This is a genomic window from Bacillus cereus group sp. BfR-BA-01441 (genome assembly GCF_022663075.1).
GTDB lineage: Bacteria > Bacillota > Bacilli > Bacillales > Bacillaceae_G > Bacillus_A > Bacillus_A cereus.
This window is the reverse complement of the sequence record NZ_JAKUEU010000006.1, coordinates 1-18,440: the sequence shown is the minus strand read 5'-3', so window position 1 is coordinate 18,440 and position 18,440 is coordinate 1. Positions and strand designations below refer to the sequence as shown.

Here is an 18,440-nt window from a genome sequence, read left to right as displayed (position 1 = left end):
GGTATATAGAGGTGAGAGACATGAATGAAAAAAAAGAGGCCAATCTTCAAATATCAGGAATGACATGTGCGGCATGTGCAAATAGAATTGAAAAAGGTCTAAAAAAAGTAGAAGGTGTTCATGAGGCAAATGTAAATTTTGCGCTTGAAAAAACAAAAATAATGTACGATCCAACTAAAACAAATCCGCAACAATTTAAAGAAAAAGTTGAATCATTAGGATATGGAATTGTAAGTGATAAAGCTGAATTTACTGTTTCAGGAATGACATGTGCAGCATGTGCAAATAGAGTTGAAAAGCGTTTAAATAAGTTAGATGGTGTGAACAAGGCGACAGTAAATTTTGCTTTAGAATCAGCCACAGTAGACTTTAACCCTGATGAAGTTAATGTAAATGAAATGAAGAGCGCGATTACGAAGCTAGGATATAAATTAGAAGTGAAACCAGATGATCAAGATGCATCAACTGATCATCGATTACAAGAAATTGAAAGACAAAAGAAGAAGTTTATTATTTCGTTTATTTTATCTTTCCCATTATTGTGGGCAATGGTTAGTCATTTCTCATTTACGTCATTTATTTATTTACCGGATATGTTAATGAACCCTTGGGTGCAACTAGCACTTGCAACTCCTGTTCAATTTATCATTGGTGGACAGTTTTATGTTGGGGCTTATAAAGCGTTACGCAATAAAAGTGCTAATATGGATGTTCTCGTGGCGCTTGGAACGTCGGCCGCGTACTTCTATAGTGTATATTTAAGTATTCAATCTATTGGTTCTTCGGAACATATGACAGATTTATATTTTGAAACGAGTGCGGTACTTATTACATTAATTATTTTAGGTAAATTATTTGAAGCGAAAGCAAAAGGGCGCTCATCAGAAGCAATTAAAAAATTGATGGGTTTACAAGCGAAGACAGCTACAGTTGTGCGAGATGGAACAGAAATAAAAATTTTGATTGAAGAAGTAGTAGCTGGTGATATCGTCTATGTAAAGCCTGGTGAAAAAATACCAGTAGATGGTGAGATTGTAGAAGGAAAGTCAGCAATTGATGAATCGATGTTAACGGGTGAAAGTATTCCTGTTGATAAGTCAATTGGGGATGTAGTAATAGGTTCGACAATAAATAAAAATGGATTTTTAAAAGTGAAAGCAACTAAGGTAGGAAGAGATACTGCATTAGCTCAAATTATTAAAGTAGTAGAAGAGGCACAAGGTTCAAAAGCTCCTATTCAAAGGGTAGCAGATCAAATTTCAGGTATTTTCGTACCGGTTGTAGTTGTGATTGCGATTATCACATTTGCAGTATGGATGATATTTGTTACACCTGGTGATTTTGGCGGAGCACTTGAGAAAATGATAGCAGTACTTGTTATTGCTTGTCCATGTGCATTAGGTCTTGCAACGCCTACATCTATTATGGCAGGATCAGGAAGATCGGCTGAGTATGGTATTTTATTTAAAGGTGGAGAGCATTTAGAAGCAACGCACCGATTAGATACGGTTATTCTAGATAAAACGGGTACAGTGACAAATGGGAAGCCGGTATTAACAGATGTAATTGTAGCAGATGGATTCAATGAAAATGAACTGCTTAGATTAGTAGGGGCAGCAGAAAGAAATTCTGAACATCCGCTTGCAGAAGCGATTGTAGAAGGGATTAAAGAAAAGAAAATTGATATCCCGAGTTCAGAAACGTTTGAAGCGATTCCGGGATTTGGTATCGAATCAGTTGTAGAAGGAAAACACTTATTAATTGGTACACGTCGATTAATGAAGAAATTCAATATTGATATTGAAGAAGTTTCTAAATCAATGGAAGCGCTAGAACGAGAAGGAAAAACAGCAATGCTTATTGCAATCGATAAAGAATATGCTGGTATAGTTGCCGTTGCAGATACTGTGAAAGATACTTCAAAAGCAGCTATCGCAAGACTGAAAAAAATGGGTCTAGACGTTGTGATGATTACAGGAGATAATACACAAACTGCTCAGGCAATTGCAAAGCAAGTTGGTATTGATCACGTAATTGCAGAAGTATTGCCAGAAGGAAAAGCAGAAGAAGTGAAAAAACTGCAAGCAAATGGTAAGAAAGTAGCGATGGTTGGAGACGGGATAAATGATGCTCCTGCTCTTGCTACAGCGAACATTGGTATGGCAATTGGAACGGGAACGGATGTAGCGATGGAAGCAGCGGATATAACGTTAATCCGCGGTGACTTAAATAGTATTGCTGATGCGATATTTATGAGTAAAATGACGATAAGAAATATTAAACAAAATTTATTCTGGGCATTAGCTTATAACGCGTTAGGAATTCCAATTGCGGCATTAGGTTTCTTAGCCCCTTGGGTTGCTGGAGCAGCGATGGCATTTAGTTCTGTATCCGTTGTATTAAATGCATTACGATTACAAAGAGTTAAATTAAAACCTTAAAAAGCTACATTAAGTAATTGAATAGAATTAAAAAACAATACTTGAATAAGTATTGTTTTTTTGTTCGTATAGAAATTAAAACGATATAATAAAGCAGAAATATAGAATCGTATGTAGTAGAAAAGTTAAGAGGTAGTTTGGTAAGGAGACTTATATATGTTAAAAGATATTATAATTAGAACATTCCAAAAAAAAGATTTAGATCAAGTATTACAATTGTTCTATGAAACAGTTCATACGGTTAATGCAAAAGATTATAATGAGTTACAGCTACAGGCGTGGGCACCGGAGCGACTAGATAGAGAAAATTGGTTACAGTCTTTAGAAAAGAATATTAGCTATGTAGCGGATCATAAAGGTATGATTGTGGGGTTTGGGGATTATAACGATGATCGTTACGTAGATCGTTTATTTACGCATAAAGATTATCAAGGGAAAAGAGTCGCTTCATACATACTACAGAAGTTAGAAAAAGAAGCAGTGAACTTGGGACATAGGGAGATATATACAGAGGCGAGCATTACCGCAAAACCTTTTTTTGAAAGTAAAGATTTTATTTGCATAAAAGAACAAAAGAAACAGCATAATGGTCAGATTTTTATTAATTATGTTATGAAAAAATATCCTTCTCATAAATGAGAAGGATATTTTTCATTATTTTACAGCTTCTTTTAGTTCTTTACCAGCTTTGAAAGCAGGTACTTTAGAAGCTGCGATTTGCATTTCTTCACCAGTTTGTGGGTTACGGCCTGTACGAGCAGCTCTTTCGCGAACTTCGAATGTACCGAATCCGATAAGTTGTACTTTTTCACCAGCAGCTAAAGTGTTAGTGATTGATTCTACTACAGTTTGTACAACTACAGTAGCTTCTTTTTGAGAAATCTCAGCATTTTGTGCTACGTTTTTAATTAATTCTGTTTTGTTCATGTTTTTCACCTCATATGTAAATAATGCTATTTAAGTTGTTATTATAACGTATAAAACATTCGAGAACAAGTGTACGTACATATATTCGCAAAAAAAATGAAATTTGTAATATTTTTAGGGTTCTTTATAGACATTCTATTTAAGCCGACAGAGATTTGTTCTTCATTTCAGTCTTCTCTTGATAAGAAGATAGTTTCTTATTATAAGATATGAAGTAAGGTAGTGCTACAAATAACATACCTCCTACTAAATTTCCAAAGAAAACAAAAATAAAGTTTGGAAAATATTCAGCCCAAGTGAAATGACCGGCAAAAATTGCGGCTGGGATGACAAACATATTTGCTACAACGTGTTGAAATCCAATCGTAACAAAAGTCATAACTGGGAACCAAATACCGATAATCTTTCCGATAAATTCTTTACTTCCCATACTGAGCCAAACAGCTAAACAAACGAGCCAATTACATCCGATTGCAGAAATAAATGCTTGCAATGGTGTATCTTGTAGTTTCGCTTGAGCGATAGAAATAGTTTTCGCTAAAAAAGCTCCTTCAGTTAAGCCAACGATATGGCCAAAAAAGTAGGCTACAAATACAGCCCCTATGAAATTGCTAAACGTAACAATAACTAAATTTCGTATGAAATGAAATAAAGTAATTTTCTTTTGAAGCCAAGCCATAGAAACTGTCATCATGTTACCAGTTACTAGTTCACCGCCTGCAAGAATAACGAGAATAAGACCGATAGGGAATACAGCAGCGCCTAGAAAACTAGTAAATGATCCCCAATATTTTGGCATTGTTCCAATAACATGAATATCGAGTAAATACCCTAATGCGATAAAAGCACCGCCAAAAAAACCGAGAATTAGCATAGGGAGTAATGATAAATGAGCTTTTTTCCTTCCGGAATTCGCAGCAAGTTCCGTAATTTCTTCTGGTGTAAATACAGACATGAATAACCCCTCCGTAATAAAATGATGGAATGAATAGAAAAAGATTCGAAAATATATGTATTATAAAAATATGGTATGACTTCTGTATAAAATTGTCAAAGTGAATAGGGAGGAAATTACATATTAATAACATTGTTCATGTTGTCACATTAATGTAACAATAAGGATTTAAAGTGTTTCTAGAGGTGAAAACATGAATACGAATCATGTAAAAAAAGAACGAAAAAAATCAATCGTAAAGATATTTATTATTAGTTTTATAAGTATATTAATGATACTAGTAAGTTTGTATTATTATGCGACAGAAATAGAACGAAAACTAGTAACAGTTACATGGAATGAAATAGAAGCTTCTGCAATTCCTAAAGAATTTAATAATAAAAAAATATTACAGTTTTCAGATGTACATTTAGGGCCAGAGTTTACATTGAAGCAACTTGAACATTTGGTGGAGAAGATGAATGAATTACATCCAGATATAGTAGTTTTTACCGGAGATTTAATAGATAAATTTGGTTCTTATAGTGCAGAAAGAGAGGGAGCGAAGGCTATTTTGCAGAAAATTTATGCTCCCTTAGGGAAATATGCTGTGTTTGGGAATCATGATAGGGGCGGGGGCGGTAGTTTATTTTACAAAAAATATATGGAGGAAGCTGGTTTTTCTGTATTAGTAAATGAAGTGCAGAAAATTAAAGTGGAAAACGGCAAATATATTACAATATCAGGTTTGGATGATTTTCTATTAGGGAAGCCGAAAATAGATTCAACTTTAAAAAACTTGAAACAAAATGATTTCAACATGTTATTAGTACATGAGCCGGATGTTGTAACCAAAATAAATCGTTACCCAGTTGATCTTCAACTGTCAGGACATAGTCACGGAGGACAAGTCCAAATCCCTTTTGTAGGTCCGTTAATTACTACCAAACTAGCTGAGAGTTATGTTGAAGGTATGTATGAAGTGGAGGGGAAGAGTAAGCAGTTATATTTATATGTAAATCGTGGTATTGGGACTACTAGGATGCCTGTTAGATTTTGTAGTGTACCTGAACTTTCAGTTTTTGTGTTGAAGCAAAAGAGTGACTAGAATATTTAACAATATGATTCGGAGGAACGTGCGATGTTGGGCGATGGAAAACAGTTTCTTAAAACTTTAGATGTGACAAAGTAATTTTCATAAATAAAAAACAACAATAGGACCTATAAAGGGTCCTATTGCTGTTTTTATCCTGCATTGATTGCCCATAAATGTCCGATTGATGGGGGCTAATTATAGTTTTACTTTGTTATTTTTGCAAGGAAAGACCATCAAAATATGTTCTATAGTTATTTGAGAATTCGAAGTTGTTTTTTGCATCCCAATTAATAGACCAAGACATTAGGCCGCGGAATGCAGGATAGCCACTCTGGTTAGAAAGTTTATACTTTCCTCCGAACGGAACTCCTTTAATGATATAATTTAAAGCTTTTTTCATTTCAGTTGGCGAAATGTATCCACCACTTGGAGCTGCCGCTGGTGCTGCTGGAAGCCCAATCATGACTTGATCTGAACGAAGAGCTGGGAAAATGTTATTTGCATTACCACCTACAGGAAAACCATGTAAGAGCATATCTGCCATAGCGACCTCGTAGTCTGCAGTACCTTGATTGTAGTTATTACCGTCCATTCCAATCCCGCTACCAGCGTTGTAGTGTTGAACATGAATGTATGTTAGTTTATCTTTCACTCTGTAAATAATTGGTAAATATGCACCCCATATGCTTCCATATGCGCTATAACCGCCTTGAACATAAGCTGTTTCAGGAGCCATGCTTAATAGAAAATCTGGACCATAATGATCTGAGATTGTTCGAATAGCTGATATAAGATTTACGATTTGGGGAGTAGTTGGATTTTTGAAATTAGTATCATTTCCGTTTAAGTAAATACCTGATTCAAGGTCAATATCTATTCCATCAAAACCGTATTTATCGATTAGAGACTGTATGGAATTAATAAAACGATCCTTAGCGGCATTGTCAGGAAGTAAAACGACTCCATTTTGTCCACCTATTGAAAGAACTACTTTCTTTCCTTTACTTTTTAAATAAGAAATATCTGATTTGAAGTCTGCATCTGTACCATACACAGGAGAAAATTCAACAGTGGAACGATCACCACCAGTTTCACCAAAAGATACATTGATTACATCCCATTTTGGTGAAACGTCTTTTAATTTAATAATGCCAGTACCGTTATCAAAGTTATGCCAATATCCAACGAGTAATTTTGAACCTAAATTGTTTGCTGCTTGTGCTTGGAAAGGGGATAGCGGTAGAAGTAAGAACATTACTAAAATGCAACAAAAAAATTTGAACTTGTTTAACATATCAACACTCCTATACAAAAAGTTGTCTAGATGTATAATCTTGTTTATTTAATAATATCTGAAAATTCTTTCTTTTGTAAGGGGACTATAATTTTCTCAACAATTGTGTATGGGAAAGTATTAAACCTAATGTAATAATTTTTGAAGAAGGTTGAATTGTAATTGTTAAATTCAGAATATTTTGATATATTTTAACGTATAGAACAAAATCTTTCGCACAGTACTCTTACATAAGTTTCAAAATTTAGTTTGGAAGGGGATGTACAAGATTTGGATAAAAATCTAAAGAAAGACCTCAAAATACGCCACATTACAATGATTTCAATTGGCGGCGTAATAGGGGCTGGTTTGTTTGTTGGAAGTGGTGCAGTTGTACATTCGGCAGGACCAGGTTCTATCGTTTCATATGCATTAGCAGGACTTCTAGTCATTTTCGTCATGAGAATGCTAGGAGAAATGGCAGCTGTTAATCCGACAAGTGGTTCATTTGCAACGTATGCAAGAGAAGCGATTGGTCCTTGGGCGGGTTATACAATAGGCTGGTTATACTGGTTTTTTTGGGTAATTGTTATTGCAATAGAAGCCACAGCAGGTGCTGGTATTATCCAATATTGGATTCCACAAATACCGCTTTGGTTATTAAGTTTAATATTAACAATTTTATTAACGCTGACGAACGTTTTTTCGGTGAAATCATTTGGAGAGTTTGAATATTGGTTTTCTTTTATTAAAGTAATAAGTATTGTTTTGTTCCTTTGTCTAGGTCTTGCTGTTATTTTAGGATTTGTTCCAGGAACAGAAGCACCCGGCACTTCGAATTTAATTGGACAAGGTGGATTTATGCCAAACGGTATAAGTTCGGTCCTGCTTGGAATTACTGTTGTTATATTTTCATTTATGGGATCAGAGATTGTAGCAGTAGCCGCAGGTGAATCTGCAGAACCTGTAAAAGCAGTAAAAACAGCAACAAACAGTGTGATTTGGCGTATTCTTGTATTTTTTATTGGGTCTATAGCAGTAGTTGTTACGCTACTGCCATGGAATTCAGCAAACATATTAAAAAGTCCATTTGTAGCTGTACTTGAACATATAGGAATACCAGCGGCAGCACAAATTATGAATTTTATCGTTTTAACAGCTGTACTTTCTTGCTTAAATTCAGGCTTATATACAAATTCAAGAATGCTTTTTTCAATGGCAGAAAGAGGAGATGCTCCAAAGTCATTTTTAAAATTGAACAGTAGTGGTGTTCCCGTTCGAGCGGTTTTATTTGGAACTTTCTTCGCTTATATTGGAGTTGTGTTTAGTTACATTTCTCCAGATAAAGTCTTTTTGTTTTTAGTGAATGCATCTGGCGGGATTGCGTTACTAGTTTATCTCGTTATTGCAGTTTCGCATTTAAAGATGCGTAAAAAAATGGGGAAAGTAGAACAACAAAATTTGAAAGTGAAAATGTGGCTTTTTCCGTATGTAACGTATGTTACAATTGCTGCTATTATAGCAGTTTTAGTTGCGATGTTCGCAATTGATACTTTACGTTCACAAGCATTTTTAACAATGTTTGTTACTGTTCTTATCATACTTTCTTATTTTATTTTTAATAGAAATAAAAATAGCACAGTTTTGCATCCTAAAAGTAAGAATGAGGAATCTGTTCGATTCTAATTTTCTTATTTTCGAAGAGAGTTACACCCAATCATTGCTATAAAAGAATCATATATAATCATAGAAACAAGTAATTACTATTGTCATAGTGAATATAAACTTTTTTCTTGACTTTTTATACGAAGGCGAGCAAAATGGTAAAAAAGGAAGGGGGGATGATGATGGAAGAGTACGTATTAGAGCTGTATAACCTGTTATATACGACAGAATGGCAAGATATTGTTTCGTTTCTAGGAATCGTATTTTGCATGAAAATTGTAATTGTATATATGGAAGAGCAAGGTATGTTCTATTCCTTCTCATCTCCGTTCGATGTGCAGCGCGAGCCGTTGCTAAACTATGCCAATGTGAATTACGAACAATTTCCTTTTGTAGTTTTCTTTATGATTCGATTTATTACAGCAATTGTAAGGAAAAAGGAAAGTGATGATGAAGAGTGCCACGCAACTTGTAAGGTAGCTAACGTTTTTTAAGCTAAATACAAGGAGGAGATTTATATGTGGTTTCGATTTCTTATGATTGGTTTCTTTTCATTAACAGCAATTTCATTAATGGGATATCAAGTGTCTGAAATTTTTCAAGCATATAGCGATACATTTTTTAACAAAAACTAATCGCATTGCTATTTGAATAATAAAGCGATAAAATCCTTCTTAAGAAGTTTTATTAAGAAGGATTTTTTTCTTTGTCTGGTCTTGCTGTGTCAAACTATTGTCACATTTACACTGTGAATAATATGTTAAAATAGTGAGGTTATGTATACATACTTGAAGGAAGAGGGAGTGACCATTTTGGTGGATCAATCAACAAATCAGAAAAGCTATGCTCCTATTGTGATAACGCTTTCTGTAATTGTAAATGCGATTATTTTATTTTTGTTCTTTGGACCTGTTGGCTATGAAGGAGAAGTACATTTTGATGTAACGATTTTACCAATGTTAAACGCGATTTTTAATAGCTTTACGTTCGTATTTTTATTAGCAGCGTTATTCTCTATCATTAAAAAGAATGTGAAAATGCATCGTGGTTTTATCCTTGCAGCATTTACGACAACTTTACTATTTTGTGTGTCGTATTTATCGTATCATTACTTAGCACCGGCAACACATTTTGGCGGAGAAGGATTCATTAAATATGTGTATTTCATCATTTTAATTACACATATTATCCTAGCAGCAATTATCGTACCACTTGCATTGTTTGCGCTTGTATTTGGTTTTACAAATCAATTAACACGTCACCGTAAAATTGTACGTTGGACGATGCCGATTTGGTTATATGTAAGTTTATCTGGTGTTATTGTTTACTTAATGATCTCACCTTATTACCAATAAAAAAATCTCAGCCTGTAGGCTGGGATTTTTTTATTAAGCAAATATTTTTGTGAAATGAAAAAAATATGGTATACAAAAGTATAGTTGCTTTTCATATAGAAGGGATGGTAAAGAAATATGCAAAATTTTGTATTTCGTAATCCAACGAAACTTATTTTCGGTAAAGGTCAATTAGAACAGTTAAAAACTGAAATTCCACAGTTCGGTAAAAAAGTTCTTCTCGTATACGGGGGAGGCAGCATTAAAAGAAACGGTATTTATGATAATGTAATTTCTATTTTAAAGGATATTAATGCAGAAGTATTTGAATTAACAGGTGTTGAACCGAATCCACGTGTATCAACTGTAAAGAAAGGGATTCAAATTTGTAAAGAGAATGGTGTTGAATTTATTTTAGCAGTTGGTGGAGGAAGTGTAATCGACTGTACGAAGGCAATTGCAGCTGGTAGTAAGTACGATGGAGATGTATGGGATATTGTAACGAAAAAAACATTTGCTAATGAGGCATTACCATTTGGTACTGTACTTACTCTTGCAGCAACAGGGTCTGAAATGAATGCAGGCTCGGTAATTACAAACTGGGAAACGAATGAAAAGTATGGATGGGGTAGCCCGGTTACTTTCCCGCAGTTTTCGATTTTAGATCCAGTTCATACTACTTCTGTACCGAAAGATCAAACAATTTACGGTATGGTAGATATTATGTCGCACGTATTAGAACAATATTTCCATCATGGAACGAATACAGAACTACAAGATCGTTATTGTGAAGCTGTTTTAAAAACAGTAATTGAGACAGCTCCTAAGCTTTTAAGTGATTTAGAAAATTATGAGCATAGAGAAACTATTTTATATTGTGGTACTATGGCGTTAAACGGCATTTTAGCAATGGGAGTAAAAGGAGATTGGGCGACTCATAATATTGAGCATGCAGTTTCTGCTGTTCATGATATACCACACGGGGGTGGCCTTGCGATTTTATTCCCGAACTGGATGAAGCATGTTGTAGAGGGAAATGTAAGTCGTTTTAAACAGTTTGCTATTCGAGTATTCAATGTAGAAACAGATGGAAAGACTGATCGAGAAATTGCGTTAGAAGGAATTCAGGCGTTACGTCAATTTTGGACTTCAATTGAGGCGCCAGTAACATTATCTGATTACGCTATTGGAGAAAATGAAATTGATTTAATGGCGGATAAAGCGATGGCGTATGGTGAATTTGGTAACTTTAAAAAATTAAATAAAGATGATGTTTTAAGTATATATAAAGCTTCTTTATAAGTGAATTTAGAAAAGAAATCTATTTGATTGTTTGATCGAATAGGTTTCTTTTTTTGCTGTTTATAAATGTTTGTGGATGTTTTTGATTATTTTTGATTGTTTATGGTTGATTTTTGTGACCGTTTTCATTATACTGTAATCAAAGAAGAGGTGAATAAAATGTTAACTCCTGAACGTCATCAAATGATATTGCAACTTGTAAAAGAACAGAAAGTTGTAAAATTACAGCAATTAGTTGAAAGAACAGAAAGCTCTGAGTCGACAATTCGCCGTGATTTAGCACAATTGGAAAAGCAAAGGTTATTAAAAAGAGTTCATGGTGGTGCCGCTGTTTTAACAGGAAAAGGGCAAGAACCAACGATGGTCGAAAAATCATCCAAAAACATTCAAATAAAACAACAAATTGCTAAGTATGCGGCTAGCGTTATTGAACAAGGTGATTGTATTTATTTAGATGCAGGAAGTACAACATTTGAAATGATTCCATTTTTAATAAATAAAGATGTTACTGTCGTTACGAATGGACTTATGCATATTGAAGCTTTAGTTGAAAATAATATTCGTGCGTATTTACTAGGCGGAATGATGAAGAGTAGGACGAAAGCTTTAATCGGTGCTATGGCACAGGAAAGTATGCAGAAGTATCGTTTTGATAAATGTTTTTTAGGTGCAAATGGTGTACATGAACAGCTTGGCTTTACAACGCCAGATCCAGAAGAAGCGCTCTTAAAACAAATGGCATTAACATTAGCAAACGAAGGATATTTCTTAATTGATGAAAGTAAGTTTTCAGAAGTTGCGTTTGCGAAAATTGCAAATGTTGAAGATGCAAATATTATTACAAACCATTTAGAAATTGATTTAGAAAAATATAAACAACAAACCAATGTAATTGAGGCTGATAAACAATGATCTATACAGTTACTTTAAACCCATCTATTGATTATGTAGTGCAAGTTTCTTCCTTTGATTTAGGAACAATAAATCGAGCGGAAAAAGATATGAAGTTTCCTGGAGGAAAAGGAATTAATGTTTCTCGTGTTCTTCAGCGTTTAGGTGTTAAAAATATAGCACTTGGATTTACTGGTGGATTTACTGGTCAATTTATTAAAGAGGTATTACAGACGGAAGGTGTAACAACAAACTTCGTCCAAGTAGATGAAGATACTCGCATTAATGTGAAAATAAAAGGGGAAGAAGAAACAGAATTAAATGGCCAAGGTCCTATTGTAACAAAAGAGCAGTTCGAACAGTTAATGAAAAAAATTGAGAGTATGCAACCTGGAGATTGTGTTGTACTTGCTGGGAGTGTACCAGTTTCTATTCCAAGTACCTTTTACGAATCAATTGCTGCGTTTGGAGCTGAAAAAGGTATTCGTGTAGTAGTAGATGCAAGTGGAAGTGCACTGCAACATGTAATTAAAAATAAGCCATTTTTAATTAAGCCAAACCACCATGAACTTGGTGAGTTGTTTGGAGTGGAGCTTTCAACAGTAGAGGACGTTTTACCTTATGGAAGAAAATTAATTGAACAAGGTGTAAAACACGTTATCGTATCGATGGCTGGAGAGGGAGCTTTATTATTTACGGCAGAAGGTATATATGAAGCGACTGTTCCAAAAGGTGTTGTAATTAATTCAGTTGGGGCCGGGGATTCTCTTGTTGCAGGGTTTGTAGGCAAATATGAACAGACAAAAGATATTGAAAAGGCATTTCAATACGGCGTTGCAACAGGGAGTGCAACAGCATTTTCAGCTGATTTATGTAAGAAGGAAAAAGTAGAAGAATTATTGTCGCAAGTAATTGTAGCTAAGCGATAGGGGGAAGCAACATATGAAAATTACAGAACTATTAAAAAGGGATACAGTCATTATGGATTTGACAGCTTCAAATAAAGAAGCTGTCATAGATGAATTAGTTGAGAAATTAAACGGGGCAAATCGTTTAAATAGTAAAACGGAATTTAAAGAAGCTATTTTAAAGCGGGAGGCCCAAAGTACGACTGGAATAGGGGAAGGTATTGCAATACCTCATGCGAAGACAAAGGCTGTTAAACAACCATCGATTTGTTTTGGTAGAAGTGTAAGCGGTATCAATTATGAGTCGCTTGACGGACAGCCAGCACACTTATTCTTTATGATTGCTGCAAGTGAAGGAGCGAATAATACTCATTTAGAAACGTTGTCTCGTTTATCGACATTATTAATGGATGAAGGATTTCGCAAGCAACTATTAGAAGCAAAGGATGAAAGTGAGCTTCTTCAACTATTTGATGAAAAAGAGAATGAAAAAGAAGAAGAGATTGAAGTCGCAAAACCAGAAGGAAATGAACCGTACGTACTTGCTGTTACAGCTTGTCCAACTGGAATCGCTCACACATATATGGCAGCGGATAGCTTAAAAGCAAAAGCGACAGAGTTAGGAATAGCGATTAAAGTTGAAACAAACGGATCAACAGGTATTAAAAACGGTTTAACGAAAGAGGATATTGAACGTGCAACAGCTATTATTGTTGCGGCGGATAAACAAGTAGAAATGAATCGTTTTGCTGGTAAACATGTCATTCAAGTGCCAGTTGCTGATGGGATTCGAAAAACGGAAAATCTGCTTAAGCGAGCTGTCAAACAAGATGCACCAATCTTTAAAGGTGTAAAAGAGGACGGGAAATCAGAAAGTATTGAGGGAGAAAAAGGATTAGGAATTTATAAGCATTTAATGAGCGGTGTAAGTAATATGCTTCCATTCGTTGTTGGTGGCGGGATTTTAATAGCGCTAGCGTTTTCGTTTGGTGGTATAAAGGCGGAAGGTCCTTTAGCTGAATTGTTCATGTCAATTGGTGGAGGAAAAACAGGTGCGTTTTTATTCCTTGTACCAATTTTAGCTGGATTTATTGCAAGTTCTATTGCTGATCGTCCTGGTTTTATGCCTGGTGTTGTAGGTGGATTTTTAGCGGCGAATGCGAATGCTGGATTTTTAGGTGGATTAATTGCTGGTTTCTTAGCTGGATATGTTGTTTTAGGGTTGAAAAGATTATTTTCAGGACTACCAGTACAATTAGAAGGAATTAAACCTGTATTGTTATATCCAGTCTTTGGATTATTGATTACAGGAGTTGTAATGCAAAAAGTAGTAATTCCGCCTGTAGTAGCATTAAATGAAATGTTGACAGGGTGGTTAAATGGTTTAAACGGTACGAATGCTATATTACTAGGTCTTATTTTAGGTGGTATGATGGCAATTGATATGGGGGGGCCAATTAATAAAGCGGCATTTACGTTTGGTATTGCTGCAATAGAAGCGCAGAATTTTGGAGTGCACTCAGCAGTTATGGCTGGTGGGATGGTACCACCACTTGCGATTGCATTCGCAACTACATTCTTTAAATCAAAGTTTACAGAAGCGGAACGTAAATCTGGTTTAACAAATTATATTATGGGAGCGTCGTTCATTACAGAAGGTGCGATTCCGTTTGCAGCTGCAGATCCGGTTCGAGTAATCGTAAGTTGTGTTGTTGGTTCAAGTATTGCAGGTGCGTTATCTATGTTATTCCAAATTACATTACCGGCACCGCATGGTGGATTATTTGTAATAGCGTTAGTAAATAAACCGTTACTATATATTTTCTCTATATTAATTGGAACAATTGTCTCGGCTGTTATGCTAGGTGTTTGGAAAAAGAAAGTTCAATAACAAATAAAAAGAGAGCAGTTTTTAGTAGCTGCTCTCTTTTTATTACAAAAAAATAGGTTAACAATTGAATATTGATGTTTTTTGGTAAAATATGTAACGAATTGTGAATTTTTTGTAACAAAAAAGTAACACTGTAATTTTTTCTGGAAAAAAGTTCTTGTGCTCTTATATGAAAAATATATGAAAACCACTGGAGATTGTATGAGAAATACATTTTATTAATATGGAAATTTATGTTACAACTCGTTAATCGTATATTACGAATGCTTTGTAATTGTGTGATTTCTAAAAATTCTAAAAAACTGTTGCTATAATGAAAATACGAAAACAAAGCAAATGGAGGCTATTCATGAAAAAATTATTAGGTATAGCAACAGCAGCAGTTTTTGGTCTTGGGATTTTTGCGGGTTCTGCTAAAGCGGAAACAATTGTAACAACAGACATATTAAATGTTAGAGAAAACCCAAATGTAGAGTCAAAGCTTGTAGGTAAAGTGTTCAGTGGGAATACACTAGATGTTATAAATACAGAAAATGGATGGACAAAAATTAAGTTGAACGGTAAGGAAGCGTTTGTAAGTGCCGATTTTACAAAGAGCACATATTATGTAACGGCGGGCGTATTAAATGTTCGTGCTGGAGCGAATACTGATTCTGAAATTTTAGGTAAACTTAATAAAAATGATGTGATTGAAACGACGAATCAAGTTCAAAATGAATGGTTACAATTCGACTACAATGGAAAAGTTGGATATGTTCACGTGCCATTTTTAACAGGAACAGCACCTGTAATCGAAAAGAAAGAGGTTGTAGCTCAAGAAGAAGCACCAGCTAGAACAAATACGCCAGTTAAAAATAATACAGTAGTTAAGAATAAAGAGTCTGTTAAGAGTAACGATTCTATTAAGAATGTAGAATCAAGTAAACCTGTGGTAAAAGAAAAACCGGCTGCAAAACCAGTTGCAAAATCTACTGAAACAAGTGCGCCTACTGGTGGTCGTGAAATTACAGTAGAAGCGACGGCATATACAGCAGATCCGAGTGAGAATGGTTCGTATGGTGGTCGTGTATTAACTGCAATGGGGCATGATTTAACAGCAAATCCAAATATGAAAGTAATTGCTGTTGATCCGAAAGTAATTCCGCTTGGATCAAAAGTATGGGTAGAAGGATATGGAGAAGCGATTGCTGGAGACACCGGTGGTGCGATTAAAGGAAATCGTATTGATGTATTAGTCGGTTCAGATGGTAGTGCTAATAGCTGGGGGCGCAAATCTGTAAAAGTGAAAGTTATACAATAGGTTATCGATATTAATATAAAAAGCGGTTGCTTAAAACTATGTAAGCAGCCGCTTTTTATAGATTATTGAAATGGATAAATAGTTTTACCTGTAATAATTTTATATGCACTGCAAAATTGCGTTTGTATATATTCTGTATTTTTATTTTCTGGATGTAATGTTGTTTCATGGAGAGTAGAATGAAAAGCCCGTAGTAAACAATTTAGGGCGAAGTATAATTCCTCTTGTGAACAATTTTGTTCTTTTGTAGAAGTGGCTAAAATGAGGTCTTTTGTCAAAGATGAAAAATTGATGGTGGATTGTTTCATAGTTAACTCATCCTCTCGAAACTATTTTTATCATGTATATGCAGAATTGGACAAACTATGTTCTTTTTTCTGTATAATTTCATGTACCGAAATGAAAGAACTTGCAATCATGCCGTTAAAATTGGTAAGATTGGGTATAATCAATAGATGGAGTATATTACATAAAGAGAGTTGAATGATATGGGAGAAGTGCAACGTGAAAAAGTTGCTGTCATCATTGGACCAACTGCTGTTGGAAAGACGAAGTTAAGTATCGATCTTGCCAAAGTGTTGAACGGTGAAATTATTAGTGGTGATTCCATGCAGATCTATCGAACGATGGATATTGGAACTGCAAAGGTAACAAAAGCAGAGATGGACGGAATTCCACATTATATGATCGATATAAAAAATCCGGAAGATTCATTTTCTGTCGCGGAATTTCAAGAACGTGTTCGCAAGCATATTCGAGAAATTACAGAACGTGGTAAATTACCAATTATAGTTGGTGGGACCGGTCTTTATATACAATCTGTTTTATTCGATTATCAGTTTACAGATGATGCTGGTGATGTGATATACCGAGAGCAAATGGAAAAGTTAGCTTTAGAACGCGGTGTGGAATATGTACATAAAAAATTGCAAGAAGTAGATCCAGAAAGTGCGGAGCGTATTCATGCAAATAATGTACGACGTGTCATTCGGGCGTTAGAAATTTTCCACACGACGGGTGAAAAAATGAGTGAACAAATTGAGAAACAAGAAAAAGAGTTACTCTATGATGTTTCATTAATTGGCTTGACAATGGATCGAGAAATGCTATACGATCGCATTAACTTACGAGTGGATTTGATGATGGAACAAGGCCTATTAGAGGAAGTAGAAGGGCTGTATAATAGAGGGATACGAGATTGTCAATCTATTCAAGCGATTGGATATAAAGAAATCTATGATTATTTTGAGAATCGAGCCTCTTTAGAAGATGCGGTGTCACAATTAAAGACGAATTCGCGTCGTTATGCAAAACGTCAATTAACGTGGTTCCGTAATAAAATGGATGTCACGTGGTTTGATGTTACAGACGGTGAAAAAACGTCAGAAATTTTACGATACATAGAAGGAAAGTTACAAGTAAAGTCGAATAATAGTAAGTAGAGAAAAAGAGGAGGATTCGACATGAAGCAATCAATCAATATTCAAGATCAGTTTTTAAATCAACTCCGTAAAGAAAATACGTTTGTTACGCTGTACTTATTAAATGGTTTCCAGCTTCGTGGACTAATTAAAGGATTTGATAATTTTACAGTCCTGCTGGAAACAGAAGGTAAGCAACAGCTTATTTATAAACATGCAATTTCCACATTTGTACCACAAAAAAATGTTTCAATTGAATTAGAATAGTAATGAATTATTGTACATAACAAAAAAAGAGCGAGTTTCCTCGCTCTTTTTTTATTTGTCATAAACAATATATGATGAAATTTAAGCGATTCTAAATACAGTAAGGCGGATGTTAGTATTTCCTGTCGCAGGGATCGTAATCTCATTAAGAGTAGATTGAACAGAAATTCTTGCACCAGCTGCTAATGTTTCGATTGTAGTAAATGAAAGTGAGTCGCCTATTAAATTTGAAGAGAAATTATCAGTTGCGACTGCTCCATTAATTGAAATTCCTACTCCGAGTGGAGCGCATCCTGGCGCAGTTGTAGAAATGGATACGCTAATTACATAAATACCACCGTTAATAACAGTAACTGTATCTGTGCCGTTGAAGATAATATTGTTTACGTTAATTGCAGTACTAAAAATAAAGTTATTAAATTGCAGTACTGTTTGCTGAATATTGTTTGTTACAACAATTGTTGCTATAGGGAAGCTAGGTCCAGTAGGCCCAGTAGGTCCGGTAGGTCCACCAGAAGGTCCAGTAGGTCCAGTAACTCCTATACCAGTAGCGCCGGTAGCACCCGTTGGTCCTTGAATGCCTTGAGGTCCAGTAGCACCCGTGTGACCTTGAACACCCTGAGGTCCAGTAGCACCTGTGGTACCTGCATCACCTGGAGGTCCAGCAGCACCAGTAGCCCCGGTAGCACCTGTTGTACCTTGATCTCCTTGAGGTCCAGTAGCACCGGTAGCACCTGTGTTACCTTGAACACCCTGAGGTCCAGTGGCACCAGTAGCACCTGTGTTACCT

Annotated in this window: 18 protein-coding genes; 13 read left to right on the top strand and 5 right to left on the bottom strand. The window is 35.3% G+C overall.

Going from position 1 to position 18,440, the window contains the following annotated elements:
* Positions 1–20 precede the first annotated feature (20 nt).
* On the top strand, positions 21–2,441 hold the full coding sequence (locus MR107_RS04400; protein ID WP_001003178.1) for a heavy metal translocating P-type ATPase: 2,421 nt from the start codon (positions 21–23) through the stop codon (positions 2,439–2,441).
* Positions 2,442–2,597: 156 nt separating this feature from the next.
* Positions 2,598–3,080 (top strand): GNAT family N-acetyltransferase, encoded by a 483-nt coding sequence (locus MR107_RS04395; protein ID WP_000910167.1) that lies wholly within the window; start codon positions 2,598–2,600, stop codon positions 3,078–3,080.
* A gap of 15 nt (positions 3,081–3,095) precedes the next feature.
* Here MR107_RS04395 and MR107_RS04390 read toward each other — a convergent pair whose 3' ends face one another.
* Together MR107_RS04390 and MR107_RS04385 are read right to left on the bottom strand one after the other, a co-directional pair.
* Positions 3,096–3,368 (bottom strand): HU family DNA-binding protein, encoded by a 273-nt coding sequence (locus tag MR107_RS04390; RefSeq protein ID WP_001043904.1) that lies wholly within the window; start codon positions 3,366–3,368, stop codon positions 3,096–3,098.
* A 139-nt stretch (positions 3,369–3,507) separates the two neighbouring features.
* Positions 3,508–4,323, bottom strand: a complete 816-nt coding sequence (locus tag MR107_RS04385) for a formate/nitrite transporter family protein (protein ID WP_086401011.1) — start codon at positions 4,321–4,323, stop codon at positions 3,508–3,510.
* A gap of 193 nt (positions 4,324–4,516) precedes the next feature.
* On the opposite strand from MR107_RS04385, the gene MR107_RS04380 reads away from it, so the two are divergent.
* A complete protein-coding gene (locus tag MR107_RS04380; protein ID WP_001095336.1) occupies positions 4,517–5,410 on the top strand; it encodes a metallophosphoesterase in 894 nt (297 codons plus the stop codon).
* A 199-nt stretch (positions 5,411–5,609) separates the two neighbouring features.
* Here the strand turns inward: MR107_RS04380 and MR107_RS04375 are convergent, their stop codons facing one another.
* Positions 5,610–6,692 carry a chitinase gene (locus tag MR107_RS04375; RefSeq protein ID WP_242292081.1) on the bottom strand — a complete coding sequence of 361 codons (1,083 nt, stop codon included), beginning with the start codon at positions 6,690–6,692 and terminating at the stop codon, positions 5,610–5,612.
* Between the two features lie 270 nt (positions 6,693–6,962).
* Here MR107_RS04375 and gabP point away from each other — a divergent pair, with 270 nt between their 5' ends.
* From gabP to entD, 8 genes are all read left to right on the top strand, one after another.
* A complete protein-coding gene (gene gabP / locus MR107_RS04370) occupies positions 6,963–8,357 on the top strand; it encodes a GABA permease (protein WP_000360112.1) in 1,395 nt (464 codons plus the stop codon).
* Positions 8,358–8,491: 134 nt separating this feature from the next.
* A complete protein-coding gene (locus MR107_RS04365) occupies positions 8,492–8,830 on the top strand; it encodes a hypothetical protein (protein WP_002041693.1) in 339 nt (112 codons plus the stop codon).
* A 318-nt stretch (positions 8,831–9,148) separates the two neighbouring features.
* Positions 9,149–9,691, top strand: a complete 543-nt coding sequence (locus tag MR107_RS04360; protein ID WP_000228315.1) for a DUF420 domain-containing protein — start codon at positions 9,149–9,151, stop codon at positions 9,689–9,691.
* Positions 9,692–9,808: 117 nt separating this feature from the next.
* Positions 9,809–10,972, top strand: coding sequence for an iron-containing alcohol dehydrogenase (locus tag MR107_RS04355; protein WP_001179093.1), 1,164 nt, complete (start codon positions 9,809–9,811; stop codon positions 10,970–10,972).
* Between the two features lie 159 nt (positions 10,973–11,131).
* Complete coding sequence (locus tag MR107_RS04350; RefSeq protein WP_000957279.1) at positions 11,132–11,884, top strand: DeoR/GlpR family DNA-binding transcription regulator; 753 nt, start codon at positions 11,132–11,134, stop codon at positions 11,882–11,884.
* Positions 11,881–12,792: a 1-phosphofructokinase gene (gene pfkB, locus MR107_RS04345; protein ID WP_000640859.1), complete on the top strand. Its 912-nt coding sequence runs from the start codon at positions 11,881–11,883 to the stop codon at positions 12,790–12,792. The genes MR107_RS04350 and pfkB overlap by 4 nt, the downstream gene beginning before the upstream one ends.
* Before the next feature lie 13 nt (positions 12,793–12,805).
* Positions 12,806–14,662, top strand: coding sequence for a PTS fructose transporter subunit IIABC (locus MR107_RS04340; RefSeq protein ID WP_000704605.1), 1,857 nt, complete (start codon positions 12,806–12,808; stop codon positions 14,660–14,662).
* Between the two features lie 349 nt (positions 14,663–15,011).
* Positions 15,012–15,962, top strand: a complete 951-nt coding sequence (entD, locus tag MR107_RS04335; RefSeq protein WP_000734605.1) for a cell wall-binding protein EntD — start codon at positions 15,012–15,014, stop codon at positions 15,960–15,962.
* A 62-nt stretch (positions 15,963–16,024) separates the two neighbouring features.
* Here entD and MR107_RS04330 read toward each other — a convergent pair whose 3' ends face one another.
* Positions 16,025–16,270 (bottom strand): hypothetical protein, encoded by a 246-nt coding sequence (locus tag MR107_RS04330; RefSeq protein ID WP_000814429.1) that lies wholly within the window; start codon positions 16,268–16,270, stop codon positions 16,025–16,027.
* 180 nt (positions 16,271–16,450) lie between these two features.
* On the opposite strand from MR107_RS04330, the gene miaA reads away from it, so the two are divergent.
* Both miaA and hfq read left to right on the top strand, forming a co-directional pair.
* Positions 16,451–17,404, top strand: coding sequence for a tRNA (adenosine(37)-N6)-dimethylallyltransferase MiaA (gene miaA / locus MR107_RS04325; protein ID WP_000504956.1), 954 nt, complete (start codon positions 16,451–16,453; stop codon positions 17,402–17,404).
* A 21-nt stretch (positions 17,405–17,425) separates the two neighbouring features.
* On the top strand, positions 17,426–17,650 hold the full coding sequence (gene hfq, locus MR107_RS04320; protein ID WP_000813896.1) for an RNA chaperone Hfq: 225 nt from the start codon (positions 17,426–17,428) through the stop codon (positions 17,648–17,650).
* Between the two features lie 81 nt (positions 17,651–17,731).
* Here the strand turns inward: hfq and MR107_RS04315 are convergent.
* Positions 17,732–18,440, bottom strand: a 709-nt coding sequence (locus MR107_RS04315) for a Gly-Xaa-Xaa repeat protein (protein WP_242292080.1), incomplete at its 5' end; no start/stop codon positions are given.

What these genes read in the sequence shown, in the direction of transcription:
- miaA (WP_000504956.1), top strand. Translation starts at nt 16,451, where the DNA reads ATGGGAGAAGTGCAACGTGAAAAAGTTGCTGTCATCATTGGACCAACT.
- pfkB (WP_000640859.1), top strand. Translation starts at nt 11,881, where the DNA reads ATGATCTATACAGTTACTTTAAACCCATCTATTGATTATGTAGTGCAA.
- MR107_RS04355 (WP_001179093.1), top strand. Translation starts at nt 9,809, where the DNA reads ATGCAAAATTTTGTATTTCGTAATCCAACGAAACTTATTTTCGGTAAA.
- hfq (WP_000813896.1), top strand. Translation starts at nt 17,426, where the DNA reads ATGAAGCAATCAATCAATATTCAAGATCAGTTTTTAAATCAACTCCGT.
- MR107_RS04390 (WP_001043904.1), bottom strand. Translation starts at nt 3,368, where the DNA reads ATGAACAAAACAGAATTAATTAAAAACGTAGCACAAAATGCTGAGATT.
- MR107_RS04365 (WP_002041693.1), top strand. Translation starts at nt 8,492, where the DNA reads ATGGTAAAAAAGGAAGGGGGGATGATGATGGAAGAGTACGTATTAGAG.
- MR107_RS04380 (WP_001095336.1), top strand. Translation starts at nt 4,517, where the DNA reads ATGAATACGAATCATGTAAAAAAAGAACGAAAAAAATCAATCGTAAAG.
- MR107_RS04350 (WP_000957279.1), top strand. Translation starts at nt 11,132, where the DNA reads ATGTTAACTCCTGAACGTCATCAAATGATATTGCAACTTGTAAAAGAA.
- MR107_RS04330 (WP_000814429.1), bottom strand. Translation starts at nt 16,270, where the DNA reads ATGAAACAATCCACCATCAATTTTTCATCTTTGACAAAAGACCTCATT.
- MR107_RS04375 (WP_242292081.1), bottom strand. Translation starts at nt 6,692, where the DNA reads ATGTTAAACAAGTTCAAATTTTTTTGTTGCATTTTAGTAATGTTCTTA.
- MR107_RS04385 (WP_086401011.1), bottom strand. Translation starts at nt 4,323, where the DNA reads ATGTCTGTATTTACACCAGAAGAAATTACGGAACTTGCTGCGAATTCC.
- MR107_RS04400 (WP_001003178.1), top strand. Translation starts at nt 21, where the DNA reads ATGAATGAAAAAAAAGAGGCCAATCTTCAAATATCAGGAATGACATGT.
- MR107_RS04395 (WP_000910167.1), top strand. Translation starts at nt 2,598, where the DNA reads ATGTTAAAAGATATTATAATTAGAACATTCCAAAAAAAAGATTTAGAT.
- entD (WP_000734605.1), top strand. Translation starts at nt 15,012, where the DNA reads ATGAAAAAATTATTAGGTATAGCAACAGCAGCAGTTTTTGGTCTTGGG.
- MR107_RS04340 (WP_000704605.1), top strand. Translation starts at nt 12,806, where the DNA reads ATGAAAATTACAGAACTATTAAAAAGGGATACAGTCATTATGGATTTG.